This is a genomic window from Priestia sp. JNUCC 25, assembly GCF_053667915.1.
The window spans coordinates 2,928,708-2,944,649 of the sequence record NZ_CM132211.1 but is presented as its reverse complement, the minus strand read 5'-3'; the positions used below and the strand labels follow the sequence as shown (position 1 = coordinate 2,944,649).

At 36.7% G+C, this 15,942-nt stretch carries 18 protein-coding genes and 1 pseudogene; 11 read left to right on the top strand and 8 right to left on the bottom strand.

Features of this window, described 5'->3' with window-relative positions; translation table 11 throughout:
- Positions 1 to 183: 183 nt before the first annotated feature.
- From JNUCC25_RS15035 to JNUCC25_RS15025, 3 genes are all read left to right on the top strand, one after another.
- Complete coding sequence (locus JNUCC25_RS15035) at positions 184 to 603, top strand: CBS domain-containing protein (RefSeq protein ID WP_013057690.1); 420 nt, start codon at positions 184 to 186, stop codon at positions 601 to 603.
- 263 nt (positions 604 to 866) lie between these two features.
- The gene (locus JNUCC25_RS15030; RefSeq protein ID WP_454222074.1) at positions 867 to 1,190 is read left to right on the top strand and encodes a hypothetical protein; all 324 of its coding nucleotides are present in this window, start codon (positions 867 to 869) and stop codon (positions 1,188 to 1,190) included.
- 123 nt (positions 1,191 to 1,313) lie between these two features.
- Positions 1,314 to 2,267: a sporulation protein gene (locus tag JNUCC25_RS15025; protein ID WP_454222072.1), complete on the top strand. Its 954-nt coding sequence runs from the start codon at positions 1,314 to 1,316 to the stop codon at positions 2,265 to 2,267.
- 29 nt (positions 2,268 to 2,296) lie between these two features.
- On the opposite strand, the gene JNUCC25_RS15020 is transcribed toward JNUCC25_RS15025, so the two are convergent.
- Complete coding sequence (locus JNUCC25_RS15020; RefSeq protein ID WP_013057688.1) at positions 2,297 to 3,622, bottom strand: hemolysin family protein; 1,326 nt, start codon at positions 3,620 to 3,622, stop codon at positions 2,297 to 2,299.
- A 660-nt stretch (positions 3,623 to 4,282) separates the two neighbouring features.
- Entirely contained in the window at positions 4,283 to 4,915 is a 633-nt protein-coding gene (locus JNUCC25_RS15015; protein ID WP_013057687.1) for a spore coat protein, read from the bottom strand.
- Between the two features lie 208 nt (positions 4,916 to 5,123).
- On the opposite strand from JNUCC25_RS15015, the gene JNUCC25_RS15010 reads away from it, so the two are divergent.
- Positions 5,124 to 5,675: a hypothetical protein gene (locus tag JNUCC25_RS15010; protein ID WP_057273470.1), complete on the top strand. Its 552-nt coding sequence runs from the start codon at positions 5,124 to 5,126 to the stop codon at positions 5,673 to 5,675.
- 22 nt (positions 5,676 to 5,697) lie between these two features.
- On the opposite strand, the gene JNUCC25_RS15005 is transcribed toward JNUCC25_RS15010, so the two are convergent.
- Positions 5,698 to 6,150 carry a Dps family protein gene (locus JNUCC25_RS15005; protein WP_013057685.1) on the bottom strand — a complete coding sequence of 151 codons (453 nt, stop codon included), beginning with the start codon at positions 6,148 to 6,150 and terminating at the stop codon, positions 5,698 to 5,700.
- Positions 6,151 to 6,342: 192 nt separating this feature from the next.
- Between JNUCC25_RS15005 and JNUCC25_RS15000 the strand changes: the two genes are divergently transcribed.
- From JNUCC25_RS15000 to JNUCC25_RS14990, 3 genes are all read left to right on the top strand, one after another.
- Positions 6,343 to 6,624, top strand: a complete 282-nt coding sequence (locus JNUCC25_RS15000; RefSeq protein WP_013057684.1) for a hypothetical protein — start codon at positions 6,343 to 6,345, stop codon at positions 6,622 to 6,624.
- Positions 6,625 to 6,717: 93 nt separating this feature from the next.
- Entirely contained in the window at positions 6,718 to 6,891 is a 174-nt protein-coding gene (locus tag JNUCC25_RS14995) for a hypothetical protein (RefSeq protein ID WP_013057683.1), read from the top strand.
- 555 nt (positions 6,892 to 7,446) lie between these two features.
- Entirely contained in the window at positions 7,447 to 8,148 is a 702-nt protein-coding gene (locus tag JNUCC25_RS14990; protein WP_057273469.1) for a poly-gamma-glutamate hydrolase family protein, read from the top strand.
- Positions 8,149 to 8,199: 51 nt separating this feature from the next.
- Here the strand turns inward: JNUCC25_RS14990 and JNUCC25_RS14985 are convergent, their stop codons facing one another.
- Entirely contained in the window at positions 8,200 to 8,469 is a 270-nt protein-coding gene (locus JNUCC25_RS14985; RefSeq protein WP_013057680.1) for a CPCC family cysteine-rich protein, read from the bottom strand.
- A 283-nt stretch (positions 8,470 to 8,752) separates the two neighbouring features.
- Between JNUCC25_RS14985 and JNUCC25_RS14980 the strand changes: the two genes are divergently transcribed.
- Both JNUCC25_RS14980 and JNUCC25_RS14975 read left to right on the top strand, forming a co-directional pair.
- A complete protein-coding gene (locus JNUCC25_RS14980; RefSeq protein WP_013057679.1) occupies positions 8,753 to 9,313 on the top strand; it encodes a copper resistance CopC family protein in 561 nt (186 codons plus the stop codon).
- Between the two features lie 4 nt (positions 9,314 to 9,317).
- Positions 9,318 to 10,379 carry a copper resistance D family protein gene (locus JNUCC25_RS14975; RefSeq protein WP_231101747.1) on the top strand — a complete coding sequence of 354 codons (1,062 nt, stop codon included), beginning with the start codon at positions 9,318 to 9,320 and terminating at the stop codon, positions 10,377 to 10,379.
- A 31-nt stretch (positions 10,380 to 10,410) separates the two neighbouring features.
- Here JNUCC25_RS14975 and JNUCC25_RS14970 read toward each other — a convergent pair whose 3' ends face one another.
- The gene (locus JNUCC25_RS14970) at positions 10,411 to 10,593 is read right to left on the bottom strand and encodes a hypothetical protein (RefSeq protein WP_064471830.1); all 183 of its coding nucleotides are present in this window, start codon (positions 10,591 to 10,593) and stop codon (positions 10,411 to 10,413) included.
- Positions 10,594 to 10,812: 219 nt separating this feature from the next.
- Here JNUCC25_RS14970 and JNUCC25_RS14965 point away from each other — a divergent pair, with 219 nt between their 5' ends.
- A complete protein-coding gene (locus JNUCC25_RS14965; RefSeq protein WP_454222068.1) occupies positions 10,813 to 12,540 on the top strand; it encodes an ABC transporter ATP-binding protein in 1,728 nt (575 codons plus the stop codon).
- Positions 12,541 to 12,582: 42 nt separating this feature from the next.
- Here the strand turns inward: JNUCC25_RS14965 and JNUCC25_RS14960 are convergent, their stop codons facing one another.
- A complete protein-coding gene (locus JNUCC25_RS14960; RefSeq protein ID WP_013057675.1) occupies positions 12,583 to 13,248 on the bottom strand; it encodes a type 1 glutamine amidotransferase domain-containing protein in 666 nt (221 codons plus the stop codon).
- 97 nt (positions 13,249 to 13,345) lie between these two features.
- Positions 13,346 to 13,924 carry a hypothetical protein gene (locus JNUCC25_RS14955; protein WP_064471829.1) on the bottom strand — a complete coding sequence of 193 codons (579 nt, stop codon included), beginning with the start codon at positions 13,922 to 13,924 and terminating at the stop codon, positions 13,346 to 13,348.
- A gap of 150 nt (positions 13,925 to 14,074) precedes the next feature.
- Between JNUCC25_RS14955 and JNUCC25_RS14950 the strand changes: the two genes are divergently transcribed.
- Positions 14,075 to 14,473 carry a FixH family protein gene (locus JNUCC25_RS14950; RefSeq protein ID WP_029322606.1) on the top strand — a complete coding sequence of 133 codons (399 nt, stop codon included), beginning with the start codon at positions 14,075 to 14,077 and terminating at the stop codon, positions 14,471 to 14,473.
- Between the two features lie 63 nt (positions 14,474 to 14,536).
- Here JNUCC25_RS14950 and JNUCC25_RS14945 read toward each other — a convergent pair.
- Positions 14,537 to 15,911 (bottom strand): annotated as a pseudogene (locus JNUCC25_RS14945) (aminotransferase-like domain-containing protein).
- Positions 15,912 to 15,942 lie beyond the last annotated feature (31 nt).

Below are 15,942 nucleotides of genomic sequence, written 5' to 3'. Positions count from 1 at the left end.
CGGGTACTGTAATAAAGAAAATAAGAAGCCAAAATTACATAGCTTAGGATTGACAGCTTATAGTTGTAAATGTAAGATAACTGCGAGCTGCATTTTGTATGATTAAAACATTAAAATAAGCCGAAAACTGAAAAAATAAATAGAAATTGTAAGATGAGCGGGTAAGGAAAAGGAGATTAAAAAATGAATATTGCATTTTTCTTAGTACCAAAAAGTGATGTTGTAACACTAAATATTCAATCCACATTAAGACAGGCTCTTGAAAAAATGGAGTATCATCGCTATTCTACAGTTCCGCTGGTTGACGATGATGGTAAATATGTGGGCGTTCTTACTGAAGGAGATCTTCTTTGGAAGTTAAAAAGCCTAGGAGACTATCGCTTTCAAGATACGGAAAATATTAAATTAACAGAGATTGACCGCTATCAAGATTATAACCCAGTTGCTATATATGATGAAGTTCAAAACATCCTTTCAAAGGCAATTGACCAAAATTTTGTTCCTGTAACGGATGATCAAGGGGTATTTATTGGAATTGTGAGAAGAAGAGAAATTCTAGAGTTTTATGCAGAAAGCGCAAGTAAAGTGAAAAATCAAATATAAAAAAAGCCATCTCTAGATGGCTTTTTTTCTTGTCTTATCTCCCCCGTACATACTCCTAAAAACAGGCTTAGGTCATGGCCCACAGCAATGCACTTCCTTGTACTAGTTTACATAATCTATTTATATATAGGTATAAAATTGCCTATATAAATCTTATTTATAGATAAGGATGGTTTATGTGAGTTACAACAATAAAAAGAAGTGTTGCTGGTGTTCTAATCAGTATTATTACAAAACTTCTGGCTATGATCCAAGAAGTAGCCATGAAGGAAAATGCTGTCATAACGATTATAAGCATAACGATCATTGTCCTAAACATGATGATGATCATCGTTCTGGACATAAAAAATGCCATCATGATGGCAACCATGGCGGAGGTCACGACGGTAACCATGGCGGAGATCATGGTGGCAACCATGGCGGAGATCACGGCGGCAACCATGGCGGAGGTCACGGCGGTAACCATGGCGGAGGTCACGGCGGCAACCATGGCGGAGGTCACGGCGGTAACCATGGCGGAGGTCACGGTGGTTGTAAAAGACGTCGCTGCTGTTGGGGCTGGGTGTTTTAATTTAATAAATAATTGAATTAAAATGAAGCGTTGATTTAGCAGAAAGAACTCAAGAAATTGAGTTCTTTTTTTGTAAGTTGAAACTTATAAACGGTATACTTCGTATATATAGTAAGAGCATTTTGGAGGAGGAAAAAAAATGTTTAAAAAAATGTTTGCTAAAATTGGAGTTGGAGCTGCCAAAGTAGATTTACGACTAAATGAAACGGCCTATACGCTCGGTCATGTAATTGAAGGAGCTATTATCATCCAAGGTGGAAACGTTCAGCAACATATTAATTTAATTGATGTTGAATTTTGGCTTGAAGTTCAAATGAAAAGCGGTCAAATGCATACACATCGTGTGGAAAGCCTGCGCGCAGCTTCTTCATTTACAATTAATGAAGGCGAGAAAAAAGAAATTCCATTTACATATCATTTACCTTTGGATCTTCCAATCTCTGCGAGCAACGTTAGCTATTTCTTTAAGACACACTTAGATATTGAAGGGGGAGTAGACTCAACAGACCGGGACCCTGTGCGCATTAAAGCTCCAAAAAGCTTATATCAGCTAGTAGAGGGCTTTGAAGCACTTGGGTTTAGAGAAAAACATCATTCAGGAAAATTTAACGGATACAAACAAGAATTTTCATTATTTCCTACAGACTTCTTAAAGGGATATGTAAATGAGATTGAGTTTGAGGTAGCCATTGAACGAAAAGGTATCCGCGTGCTGTTGGAGCTAGATTTGCCTTCTTTCGGCCGAGAGAGGGAAATAAAAAATGAACTCTTTTTTACAAATGATGAACTAAGCCAGACATCTACTATCGCTCGTTTGCTGGAAGAAGCGATGGAAGAGATGATGGAAAATCCTCGAGACTATGAGTATTATAAGCCTTCTCACTATGATCAGCATTCACACCACCCACGTATGAGCGGGTTAGGAGGAGCAATGGGAGGCTTTGCAGCCGGTATGTTAGGCGGACTACTTATTGAGAATTTGATGGATGATATGTTTGAAGACTCGGCGCTTGGTGAAATTGGAGAAGATATTGAAGAAGCCGGGGAGGATCTGTTGGATGGAGATTTTTTTGATGGAGGAGACGATTGGTAAAAGGGATTTTGAATAAATAAAAAGGATGATTAATGATGATCATCCTTTTTTTCTTTCTTCTTTCTTTTTTTTACTTCTATATACTTAATGTGAAAATCCTCTATAATCAGAACTTTAAAGTAAAATTGCTCATGCTGAATGATATCATTTTTGGTCACATCAAACTTTTCGGTTAACACCCACCCGGCAATGGTATCTACTTCTTCGTCGCTAATATCCGTACCGAGTAAATCATTTACTTGGCTAATGAGCATTTTTCCGTCAAGAATATAATGGTCGTCTTTAATTTTTTGTACATAAGGAATTTCGTCCGTATCAAACTCATCTCGAATTTCTCCCACAATTTCTTCAATAATATCTTCTACTGTAACAAGCCCAGCGGTTCCGCCATACTCATCAAAAAGAATAGCCATTTGAATACGTTCTTTTTGCATCTTTACAAGCAAGTCATGAATGGGTACGGTTTCAATTACTTTAAAAATAGGCTTGACGTATGACTCTAACGTATTGGTGCCGTCTTTTTCGTTGAATACAATATCATTATAAATTTCTTTGATATTAACGAGACCGATTACTTTATCTTTATCCCCATCTTCAACAATTGGATAGCGCGTATATTTTTCGACATTTGCGATTTGCAAAAAAACCTCTACGACGTCGTCTTTGGAAGCACTCACAATTTCCGTACGAGGGACCATTACTTCTTTAGCTAAACGATCGTCAAAATCAAAAATTTTGCTCATATATCGATATTCGGATTGATTGATTTCACCGCCTTCGAAGCTCTCAGATAACAAAATGCGCAACTCTTCTTCACTATGAGCAGCTTCATTTTCTGAAATCATCGTTATACCAAAAATCTTGGTCAACATACGAGCTGATCCGTTTAATATTTTAATGAACGGATACATAAGTTTGTAAAACACGATAATCGGTTTTGCAAAGTTCAGCGTAATTTGTTCAGCCATTTGAATAGCAAACGTTTTAGGAGCTAATTCCCCCAAGACAACATGTAAAAAAGTAATAACAACAAATGCAATGACAAAAGATAAAATACCAGCAAGCGGTTCATTCGTATGGAAGGTAGTAAAAAGAGGGTGAAGCAACCGATCTAGCGTTGGTTCACCAAGCCAACCAAGCCCGAGAGCCGTGATGGTGATACCAAGCTGACAAGCGGATAGATATTCATCTAGATGCGTAATAACGTGTTTGGCAGATACAGCTTTTTTATGTCCTTCTTCTAGAAGCTGATTGATTTTTGAACTTCTTACTTTTACAATAGCGAATTCTGTCGCTACAAAAAAAGCAGTTAATGCAATTAAAACTGCGACTAATAGTAATTTTACGGCGATCATCAAAGTCACCACCTTGTACGTAAATGTATATCTTAAGTGTTAGCCAAAGTGGAGAAAACATGTATTAAATCGAGAAAAGAAAAACGTACATAAAAAAACTGCTTCTATCTTTAAAAAGAAAAAGAAGCAGTTTATTATGTTACATGTTCATTTAGGGGAATTAATCTTAACTTTACCATCATGGTCTATCACATATCGGTTCTACAGTTCAACTGACTTTTAGCAAACGTATTGCGAGTGTGTTATGACACCTCCTTTAACTGTAATCCGAGTATATATGATGCATCTCTCACTCCTTTCTATTAGTTAATTGTATTATAATACATAATTAATCAAAATACTACAAATATTCAGAAAATAATTCAAAATGCATAGTTTTTTGTCATTTTCTGAAATATACACACAAAACGAGATTGAGATATAACAAAATCAATACAATCTAAAGACGAATAAACTGAGTAAATGATCTAGTATGGGTCGTTTGGTAACACTGCTGTTGATTTCCGGGCAAGGCTACGCTTTCCCTCCAATCAACAGCTAGAAGCAACTCCAAACATATTAACATTAAACCTATATTCACCATACCAATGAAAAGATCCGAACGATGAATCGTTCGGATCTTCCTTCAACTAAAATACGTTTGTACCAGCCTCTTTTTAATTAATGCAGCTTATGGTTATTAGGCATCTGAGGAGAGGCAGTAGCTTTTGCAAAACTTGTGATCATTTGCTGCATATCTTCTTTTGCAAGCTGCGGCACTTGATAATAATGGTGTTTATTTTGATAAAGAGAAATTTCATAAGCCATTTCAATCCAATTAGGAACACTGTCTCCGAATATTCGGCGAACAACAGGATTTGTTATTTCTAAAGCGGTCATGGTTAAAAGAGATGCTTGAGACTTAACTAGACCTAGCATATGACCTGATATGCCTTTTTCATTGATTTCCTCAACGGACTGATTCGGCTTTTTAGGCTGCGAAGGCTTTAAGCCATAAACAAAGGTATGAGACTGCTTCATGTTATATACATGTGTAGAATCGGCCGGCTTTTGACCAGTAGAAAAAGCTTCTACGATTAAATTATATTCATTTAAAATAAACTGATATTGCCGATCAATGATATCAAGCAGCTCTTGTTCTTTTACATATTGCCTAAACATCATAAACTGATCCATTACATTAATCGAGCCGGCAAGTGTTTCATGAACGTCAAATAGTTCATGCCCTCCATGGTTCAATTGAGGGGGTACAGCTCCAGTTTGCATGTTTGTAGGAAGTTCGTGATTATTCATACTAAGTCCTCCTTAAAATCGGTATCGACTATAGTCTTTAAACTTCTTCAGGTTTTATACTCAAACTTGATTTATTCATAAAATGTTACTCTACATAACTTAATTTACAACTAGTTATTTAATTAAAAGGTAAAAGTGAAAGGGTTTTATGAAAAAAAAGCGAATATCAATAACAATTCACGATCTATAGATAGGGGAATCAAAAAACATGAATGAGCTGCTGTCATACTCAAGTGAATTAAAACACGAAGCAAATCAACTGGTGGTATCCAATCATTTATTGGATCTGTTAAGAGAATACGGTTGTCCTCTCTCAGGGGAAAGTTTTGAGTTAAATGTCATGACAAATCGCATCATTAATTTTTACGTAGGAAATGATGAAATGGATGAAGAATCTATTTTTCACATGGGGTATCAGCTTACAAAGCGTTTTAACCCTTATAAGATGATATTTGCTAATGAAAAAGATAAGTACCAGTGGAGTCTGTATATGATTCAGAAGGGAGAAGAGTGGAAGCTTGATATTTCCGTGCTTCCAGAAAATATCGTGAAAGGCAAAGTTGAGAAACAAGAGTTATTAAAATCACTTCTCACTGAAAAGAAGCGGGAATGCATTTTATTTTTCAAGCAGCAAAGCGGATATAATCGCTATTATACGAGTGATCATGTCTATAAGGCTGTACTAGAAGATGACATTCACGATGATATGTCTTTTTTTATGTGGCTGCAAAGACAAAAAAAAGTAAATCAACAAACGTAAAAAAGAGCCGCTTAGGCTCTTTTTATGCGTTTACGGATGTTTTTACAGGTAAAGCAGCTTTTAGCATCCAAATATGTTTTTCAATGTTGCCGATTGTTCCAATGAATAAGTCAGCTGTTACGTGATCGTGTGCTGCTTCAGCGTTTTCAACTGCATTTTTTAGGTTTTTAACAAGTAGCGTATAGTCATTAATTAAGGTTTCTACCATTTCTTCACTCGTTTGCTCGTTTCCATCTTCAGAAAGAGTAGCTGCTTGCAAAAATTGCTTCATTGTAGCAATTGGGCTTCCTCCAATGGCTAGTAATCGTTCTGCATATTCATCTATATAGTCCGCCGTCTCATTATAGAGTTCTTCAAATTTTTCATGAAGCGTAAAAAATTGAGGCCCTTTTACATACCAGTGAAAGCGATGTAGCTTCGTATACAATACGTTAAAATCGGCAATTTGTTGGTTCAATACGTTTTCTAAATTCATAGTTAATAGCCTCCTAATGAGTTGTTATTATCTTATATTTATATTATATCAAATATCAAATTAAAATCAATACTTATTTATAATTATTATTAAATAATAATCAGGGTGCTTTTAAATTATAGCTATTCTCTTTAAAAACTCTAAAGATATGATAGGATAGAGCAAGAGTATTGAAAGGAAGAAGGATTAGTTATGCATATTACACCAGAAGCAAAACAATTAATTAACAATATACTTGAAGAGCAGGAGATAACAGGAATTCGCTTGTACTTCAAAGGAATTAGCTGTGAAATCCCTAATATTGGGTTAGCTTTTGAAGAGCCTTTTGAAAATGATGAAATGTATGAAGTCGACGGAGTACAAGTAGCAATGGAAGCTTCTATTGTGCCTTATACAAATGAATTAATGTTAGATGTTCATACAACGCCGTACGGTCCAGGTTTAGCATTAGTTGGGGCTAAAGAGGCTGAGTAAAAAATTTATGTAAGAGAAGCTAACAGGTTTGTTGTTTGTTTTGGTAAACCTTGGTTTACTTAATTCAAACGTTAGTGAAATGGAGGGGGACCTATGCTTCTTTCTCATCATGTAACGGTTGAACAAAGGCAGCAAATCAAACGCTTTAAGCAGCAAATACAAGACGCAAAAACGCTAGATGAGCGCCGTTTGTATCAAGCCCAGCTAAATAAATTTGTTGAGCGCCTATTTATTGAGAATCGCTTGCAGCGCAGCGGCGAACAATAAAAAACACCTAGAAAAGAAGCCTTCAAAGAAGGTTTCTTTTTTTTAAGTAGATTATTATACTTTTAACTCTTGTAATTATTCATTTTCTTATATATCGCCCTTTATCTACTTGAAATCCGGTTTTCTGTATGAATATAGCACTAAAAACGTGTAAGTGACTATTAAATGAAAGCGCTTTCTGTTATAGTGAAGGTATAGAATTGTACTTGTTCACCTACAATGTTCATAAGGAGTGGTTTGTATGATTGAAAGAGGAAACTTCTTAATTGGTTTAGCGTGGGGAACATCTTTGAGCATACCTTTATGGATCGCCTTCTTTGGCTGGATAAAATTAGTTTGGCGCTTGCTTTAAATAAATAAAAACAAAAAAAGTAAAAAAACTTCAGTGGATATGCGCTGAAGTTTTTTTAAATAGAATAAATAGGTATTAAGAACTATTAAATAAATTATAATTTATAACGATAAGTAAATAAGACTACTATAAATATTGTTTTTGGATTTTTTAAGATTCTAATGTTTTAGGTCTTATTACACAACGGAAAGCAGGAGTACAAATTGAAAAGCTATCGTTTAGTAAGTTTCTCTACCTTATGTATCTGTCTACTTGTTTTATTCATTTCACCTTTTCAAGATACATCTAGTGCGTCAACTGATAAATATCAAAATTTCAAGCAGCTCTCACAGCACGAGTTTTCAGCTAGCTATAAAGTGACGACCAAAGAAACAAAAAGCCCTGTCCTTATCTTTGCTCCACACGGTGGAGGAATTGAAGGGGGGACAAGCGAAATTGCCAAAGAGCTTGGCAAACAAAATGCTCTTTACCTATTCGAATCGTTAAAGTCGAAAGGGTCACGAGACCTGCACCTCACAAGCACTCATTTTGATGAGCCCACAGCGCGTAAGATGGTAAGCAAGTATGATAATGTTTTATCACTTCACGGGTATTCTGGGAACGAAAAACATATTTTTGTGGGGGGAACTGATCGGGAGCGTGCAAAAAAATTAACGCAATTATTAAATCAAAATGGATTTCCCGCGGAACTGATTACAAAAGGGCACGATGAGATTGCAGGCATTAACCCTGGAAATATTGCAAATAAAAATCGTACCGGGAAAAGTATTCAATTGGAGATTAGCCAACCGCTGCGAAGTGCTATGTTTCATTCATTCTCTTCAAAAGGAAGAGCTTCGTCTAAAACTCAAACTTTTTATAGGTTTACAAATGTGCTTTCTACATTTGTTTCCACTTCTTACTGAATCCAAAAAAGAATGCTTTCACAAGCATTCTTTTTTTATAAACTAGTTTCGCTACTCGTGACTTATAATAGGTTTCCAGTTAAAATCTTTTACATCTTGAACAGAGGGCTTTCTCACGTGCTGTAAGCTTTCTTTATTACACGCTCCATAAACTATAAAATTTTCCTGAGCTTCTATTAAAGAAATAGAGTTGGCTCCTAATTCGTTGGCATTCAGCTTTTGGTACGGATCGTCTTCCCAAAAACATATCTCACAAATATCATAGTCACCATCACTGTCTAACGATTGATAACCACAGCAAGGGCATGTATACTTTTTCATTGTTTCTATCCTTTCTGTATGGGATTTTAAGCTAGAAAAAAGTCAGCCATCTTATTTAACTATTTTACTATATTCAAGGATAATCTGAAAGAATATTCAAAAAATTAAAGCGGCATCTTCCCTAGGATTTGTGAACATTTTATAACGAATTGGTAATAGTTATTGTGAGACTGAGTAAAAAAGGAGTACACTTACTAGGAAAATAGATCGTGTTCGAAAACGTCTACATAAAAGCATTTTTGGATATGATGAAAAAAGAAAAAAGAGATAGGGAGTCATAAATATGAAAAAAATAATAGGTTTACTTTTAGCATGCTTTTTAGCTGTTCCGACAGTTAGTTTTGCTCATACACATGTGCAAACAACAGTGCCGGAAAATGGTGCAACTGTTACAGCTCCTCTAAAAGAAATTAAATTAACCTTTGAAACACACATCGAGAAAATCAGTACTGTAACCGTTACAAAAGATGGACAAAAAATTTCACTTGCATCGCAAAAAGTAGAGGGTCATGATTTAATAGCTTCTCTCGATCAGCCTCTTGAAAACGGATCTTACACAGTGAACTGGGAAATTGTAGGGGAAGATGGTCATGTAATGAAAGATTCGATTGCTTTTAAAGTAGATGTGAAAGATGAAGCGAAAGAAGAGAATACTCAAGCAGCCGGAAAAGATAGTGAAAAAAAGCAAGACGCCACGCAATCCGAACAGCACCAAAAAAGTGCAGTAGCAAATGATGAAAAAACAGAGAACAATGATTCTTCATCGTTTTTTGTTATCATGATTATTGCTATTGTAGTGGTGGTTGGAGCATTACTCTTAATCTTCAGAAAGAAAAAGGCTTAAAAAGATGAGTATTTTGTTGCCTGTTTTTGAGTGGTTCACATACGTAGGTCTTTCCTTATTATTAGGATTTGCTGTACTGCAATATGTACCTCTTACAAAAAAGCCAACAATTTTATTATCAAAGCGATGGCTACTTGCAAGTGCAGCGGCTGTCGCTATTTTTTCGGTTGGAAATTCGCTTGAGATTATTTTATCTTTTTCAAAAATAAGAGGGTTAGGTGAAACAGTTCGTCTTGTATTATTGGAAACAAGAACCGGACACGCCTGGATCTTTGTTGTGCTGATTGCTATTTTATGTATGGTTGCTGTTTCAATAGAGAGCCACCCTCATATGTATACATTACTGACTGTAGCCTTGGTGGGAGGAATCGCCTACGCAAGTCACGCAGCATCCGCTTCTGCGCTTAGCGGCATGCTTTCTCATTCTCTTCATATTTTAGCAGTTGGACTGTGGGGAGGGGTGGTTCTGATTGTTGCCGCTTTTTCAAAAGAAACCTCCAATTGGAAAAGTTTCTTAAGCTGGTTTACTCCTTTTGCAATCGCTTGTTTTGTGCTTCTTTCATTAAGTGGGTTCATTTCGATGGTCATTATCATGGGGCTGTCCAACTACGTAAATTCATGGGCTACAGATTACGGGCAGTCTCTTTTACTAAAGCATATTACGATTATTCCGCTGCTTGCATTTGCCGTCATCAATGGCTTTCTTATGAAAAAAACGATAAAACATCCAGAATATAAGCCCGTGATGTGGATTCGAGCAGAAAGCATTATTTTGCTTATCATTTTTTTATTTACAGCTATCATGGTGACGCAATCGCCGCCAACTAATATAAGTCATATGGCAATGGATTCATCGATTCTTCCGTTTATCTATGGGAAACAAGTGACGCTCCCTCTAACGTTTCACGTAACGATTGTAGGAATCCTATTCTTATTTGTCGCACTGCTGTTTTTTGTGTATTTACTTGTTTGTTTTTACAAAAAGACAGTATGGCTTAGCGTATTAAGTGCGGGTTTGTTTGTTTTTGCTTTTTATATTGCGATGATGACAAGTATTCAAGTCTAAAAACAGTGAGAAATATCTCACTGTTTTTTTATTAGCCATTAAAAGCTGTGTTATCTCTCGGGCCTTTTCCCGGAGAAGGAGGCATCGGCATATGGGAATTAGAACCAGAGCCGGACGTAGAGCCGCTTGGAGGCGATATATTTCCTACGTTTCCAAAAATAATGATCCCGCCAGAAATTGTTCCAATAGAAACAGATTTAATATAAACAGACATTCTTATTCAACCTCTCATCTAGTAAAAGAGTTCAGTGTACCATAGTATATGACCAGCTTGTCATTTTCGTATAGACGAGTTTGAAAAATAGGTAAAAGCTTAGAAGTTCAGGTTGAGAAAGGAAATGGTGTAAAATAAGATAGAACTTTGAAGGTAAAGTGTGTGGTGTCTGCCTAAAGTGTGTATACCACCTATTAAAAGAATTAGAAAGGAACTAAGATGAATACGCAAAAAGGAATTCATTTTTCATTTAAAAAATTATGGTTGCTAACGACCCCTCCGACAGGAAAGCTACTCATTTCGTTTATACTGGCCTTAATTAATACCGGAGCGTCGCTTTCTATTCCTCTTGTCATTAAAGAAGTGATGGAGAAAATTGCAATAGGAGTCTCACCGCAGCTTATAGCAGGACTCCTTGTTTTATTTGCTGCTCAAATGGTAACAAGCGCAGTATCTCTTTATCTCCTTGCTCAAGTAGGGCAAGGTGTTGTAAAAGAACTCAGACATAAAGTGTGGAACAAGCTCATAAAGCTTTCGGTTTCATTTTACGACCAAAACCGTTCCGGTGAAATGGTAAGCCGCATTACAAATGATACAACCATTGTGATGAATTTATTGTCAACAGAAATGATTGACTTTGTTAAAAATATTTTATCTATTATCGTTGCCATTGTTATTTTATTTACGCTTGATGTACCCATGACGCTCATTTTATTAGCGGTTATTCCCGTTATGTTTGTACTGGTTATGCCGCTAGCGCGAAAAATACATAAAATTTCACGTGAGCAACAGGATAAAATGTCCAAGCTTACGGCTTTTTTAGCTCAAATGCTGAGTGAAATCCGCTTGATTAAAGTATCCGGTTCAGAGAAAAAAGAAGTTGATTCCGGCTTACAATCGTTTCAGTCACTCTACCTCTTCGGTGTAAAGAGAGCTAAAATTGAAGCCATCATTACCCCGATTATTAGCACGGTGATGACCGCTGTTATGATTGCCATCGTCGGGTTTGGTGCATACCGGGTGAGTGAGGGATTTATCACTGCAGGAGAGCTGGTGGCTTTTGTTCTTTACCTTTTTCAAATTATGGTTCCGGTTGGTTCACTTACCCGATTTGTTACGAGCTTTCAGCAAACCAAAGGAGCTTCAGAAAGAATCTTTGATATATTAGCTGAGAAAGAAGAGAACTATGAAAATGGAGAAGTGCTTGAACAGGTAGGGAGTTTAAGGTTCGATAAAGTTGCTTTTCAATATGAAGATAAACCAGTATTGCAGGAAGTTTCATTTTCTGCTAAAAAAGGAGAAGTTACCGCTTTTGTTGGACCTAGCGGAGCTGGAAAATCTACTGTTTTTTCCCTTATCGAACGCTTTTATGAGCCTTCATCGGGGCGCATATTCTTGGATGGAACAGACAGTCAAAACGTCAACTTACGTTCGTGGCGTCACCTGTTTAGCTATGTTCAGCAGGATTCTCCGATTTTAGCAGGAACAATTCGAGAAAATCTCATTTACGGATTAGAGCGGCATGTGACAGATGAAGAAATAGAAGAAGCAGCGAAGTTAGCGAATGCTCATCATTTCATTCAGTCCTTTGAAGCTCAATATGAAACAATGATTGGAGAAAGAGGTATTAATCTCTCAGGAGGACAGCGACAGCGTATTGCAATTGCCCGAGCGCTGTTACGCAATCCCCAGTTTTTACTACTGGACGAAGCGACAGCTAGCTTGGACTCCGAATCAGAAAAGCTTGTGCAAGAGTCATTGGAAACGGTAATGAAAGAACGCACATCACTCGTCATTGCCCATCGTCTATCTACGGTCATTAATGCGGACCAAATTGTTGTAATAGAAGAAGGGCAGGTTACAGGAAACGGAACGCATAAAGAGCTGTTAGCCTCTCATTCTTTTTACCGGCGTTTGGTAGAGCAGCAGTTTCAAACATCCCTATAGAACAAACAAAAAAAGACTGCTTTCAAGCAGTCTTTTTTTAGTTTATTTATTTAGCTTTTTGACTAATTCATCACCCATTAACTCAGAAGAAAAAGGATCTCGGCTTGTGACAATTTGATCATTTGCCCAAACGGCATATGCTTTTTTATCCATCTCAGGGATGTAGTTAGCCACTTCACGAAGTTCTTGTTCTAAACTGTATGGTAAAAAGGGAAGTACTTCTTCCGGTTCGATTTCATCAGGATAACCGGTTACGTCTAGTCCTTTAATTAACAGTTCATCATCGGATCCTTTCAAGAAAGCAAAAACAGAAGGTCCGTGACACTCAGCTGCTAAAATACCTCCGTTGTCGTACACTTTGTTCATAAGTGCATGCAAGTCCACATTTTTTGCTAAGTCAAACATAGCGCCGTGGCCGCCTACTACTAAAATAACGTCATAGTTCTCAGCATCTACTTCTTCAAGTTTCATTGTCTGATCCGCTCTTCCTGATTCATATAATTGCTTATACGTTCCGTCTGGATCAAAGTCTTCTGAAATACTTCGAACGTCTACTTCCGGCTTACCTCCAAAAGGTGAGGCTAAATCAACGGTGTGCCCTGCGTCCTCAAGCTTTTGCAGCGGAGCAAATAATTCTTCTGCCCACCAACCTGTGTGATAATCTTTCTCTTCGTATCCGCTTGATAATACAGCTAACACTCTTGCCATGTTTATACCTCCTAAATAATGCAAAACGTATAGTGATACATATCATGTATTCATTGTGAACTGTACCCTATATAAAAAAACTTTAAACACTGGCAAGTTATGAAAAGGTAGCGTGAATCATAAACAAAACCAAAAAAGAGATAGCAAATTTAAGATGCCACTTTTTATCTGTACGCTTATAGCGCTTCACGCCCATCACGAGTAAACAAGCTAGAACAGCCATCGTAATAATTCCTGAAAAGTACGTAAAATTTGCTTGAAATCCTTTTATTAAAGCCATATAACCATGTAAAATAATCAAGGCTGTTGATATAAGAGCAATGGGAACGTGCCACTGACGAACGTACTTGGCTAAAAATTGGATAAGCGGTTTTAACTCAAAATTTCCTTTTTTTATGTGCGATAACGGTTTCCATTTTAATAATAAAAAAATAGGATAAATGGCTAAAGCTGCAAAGAAACCAATTCGTGCGATTGAACCAAGCTCTTTAAAATTCCCTTCATATACTTTAGAATCGAGCGGAAGGGAATGTTTATAAATAGGGATGTAAATAAGCCCTGCTACAACTAGTAAAAAAGAGATAGTAAAGATAAAGATCACTTTTTTGCGCTCACTTTTATTTTTGATTAATGTCTGTAGCCATGATTTTTTAGCTGGAGATTTAGCTGAATTCATTTTCTTCCTCCTCGGAAAAAACTAGTTAGTATCAGTATGAACTTTTTTTCTTAAAAAATCTTTAAAAATCCTTCTTTTTTAGAAAAATTCATTTTTTTCTTTGCAATACGCGTTATAGTTAAACAAAGGGTTTAAAAAGGAGATGAATACATGAAAAAAAGAATAAGTATATCTATAATCAGTCTTTGTTTACTTTTAACGGCCTGTGGTCAGGAACCTGCTCAAAGCACAAATGCTGAGCAGCCAAAACCGTTGGACGTAAATCTTCAAGGCCCAGGGGCGTTACAGAAAAATGAAAGCGGTATCTACAAAGCCGAAGTTACATATGGAGACGAAAAAGTGAAAAATGATGATGTTGAAATGATTGAATTTGAAATAGAGAAAAAAGATGGCGAAGGGAAAGGGAAGATGCTAAAGCCTAAACAAGTAGGAGAAGGTGTATATGAGATACAAACATCTTTCTCTGAGCCTGGCACATATACCGTGCAATCACATGTTTCTGCAAAAGGGACGCATAACATGCCTCTTATAACCGTTACGGTTAAATAAAAGAAGTCAAGGATTCTAATTCCTTGGCTTCTTTTCGTTTAGTATGTCCATTGAATTCCCATTCTACAAGGGGAAAAGGTTATTTGGAATAGGATGATTTTTTCTATCATCAATTAAAGTAATGCACTGAGCCAGCTGTTCAATTCCTCGTTTGATCGTATTCGTATTTACTTGTGAGATGCTTAATCGGAGAAGAGTGTCTCGTTTGTATTCTGGTAAAAAAAATCTAGAAGCATCATCAACATATATGTGCTGCTCGTTTAGCATGTGAACGATCTGTTTTGCTGTCACATGCTCAGGCAAACTAATGGATAAATAGAATCCTGAAGTTGGTTTAGAAAAGTGTGTATGAGCGGGTAACAGTGAATCACATGCTTCTACAAGAGTTTGCATTTTGGTATGGTATACCTCTTTTATCTTTTTAAGATGACTAGTAAACATGCCGCTTTTTAAATAAATTTCAAGAGCACCTTGGGAAAGCGCTGAACTATTAAAATCTGAACTGAACTTATATCGTAAAAAGTTGCTATTCATTAACGAAGGAAGCACGACAGCAGCAATACGTAACCCAGGAAGAAAGATTTTCGAAAAGCTTTTAATGTAAATAACTCGTCCAGAAGGATTAAAAGAAAATAAAGGATCTGATTTTGCATCGGGATCAAGGTCGCCTAAAAAGTCATCTTCCACTATATACATCGTATTTTTCGGCTAGCTCCACGATTTTTTCCTTCTCAAAATTTGTATAACAATGCCCAAGAGGATTGTGAAATCTTGGAATAATATAGAAAAATTTTATATCATTATTTCGAAAAATGTACTCCAAACGATCAAGATCAATCCCTTTCATCGATAGCTCGATCCCAAAAGCAGTAGCTTGGTGCAGCGTAAGAGACTCGATAAAACCGAAATAAGTGGGCTGTTCAATCAGGATATTATTTTTTCCATTTGGAAATGGCATAGAAACTAGTAAGTGAAGAGCTTGCTGAGACCCGGATACAACAACTAACCTTTCAGCTTGAGTGAACACCTGTAGGTTCTGCAAGTGTTTCACTAACTGTACCCGTAATGAGTAAGAGCCTTGTTGATCAGAGTATGTAAAAAGCTCTTCTTTGTAGTGTTCAATCGCTTGGTTTATACAATGCTGAAATTCAAGATAAGGCATAACGTTTTTATCTGGACCAGCAGACAAGAAATCAATCACTTCATTTTCATTTGTCCTATGTTGAAATTCTGCCACAACGTAGTAGCCGCTTTTAGGAACAGAATAAATTAAATGCTCTTTTTCTAGTTCACTGTACGCTTTGATAACGGTATTCTTGCTGCACGAAAAATGTTGGGATAGTCGGCGAACAGAAGGGAGTTTACCACCTGCAATAAGCGATCCAGTTGCTAGGCCAAGCTTAATTTCTTCCATGATTTTCAGATATTTCAAACTCATAGGTCCTACTCCTTTAATTTGTACCCGTACA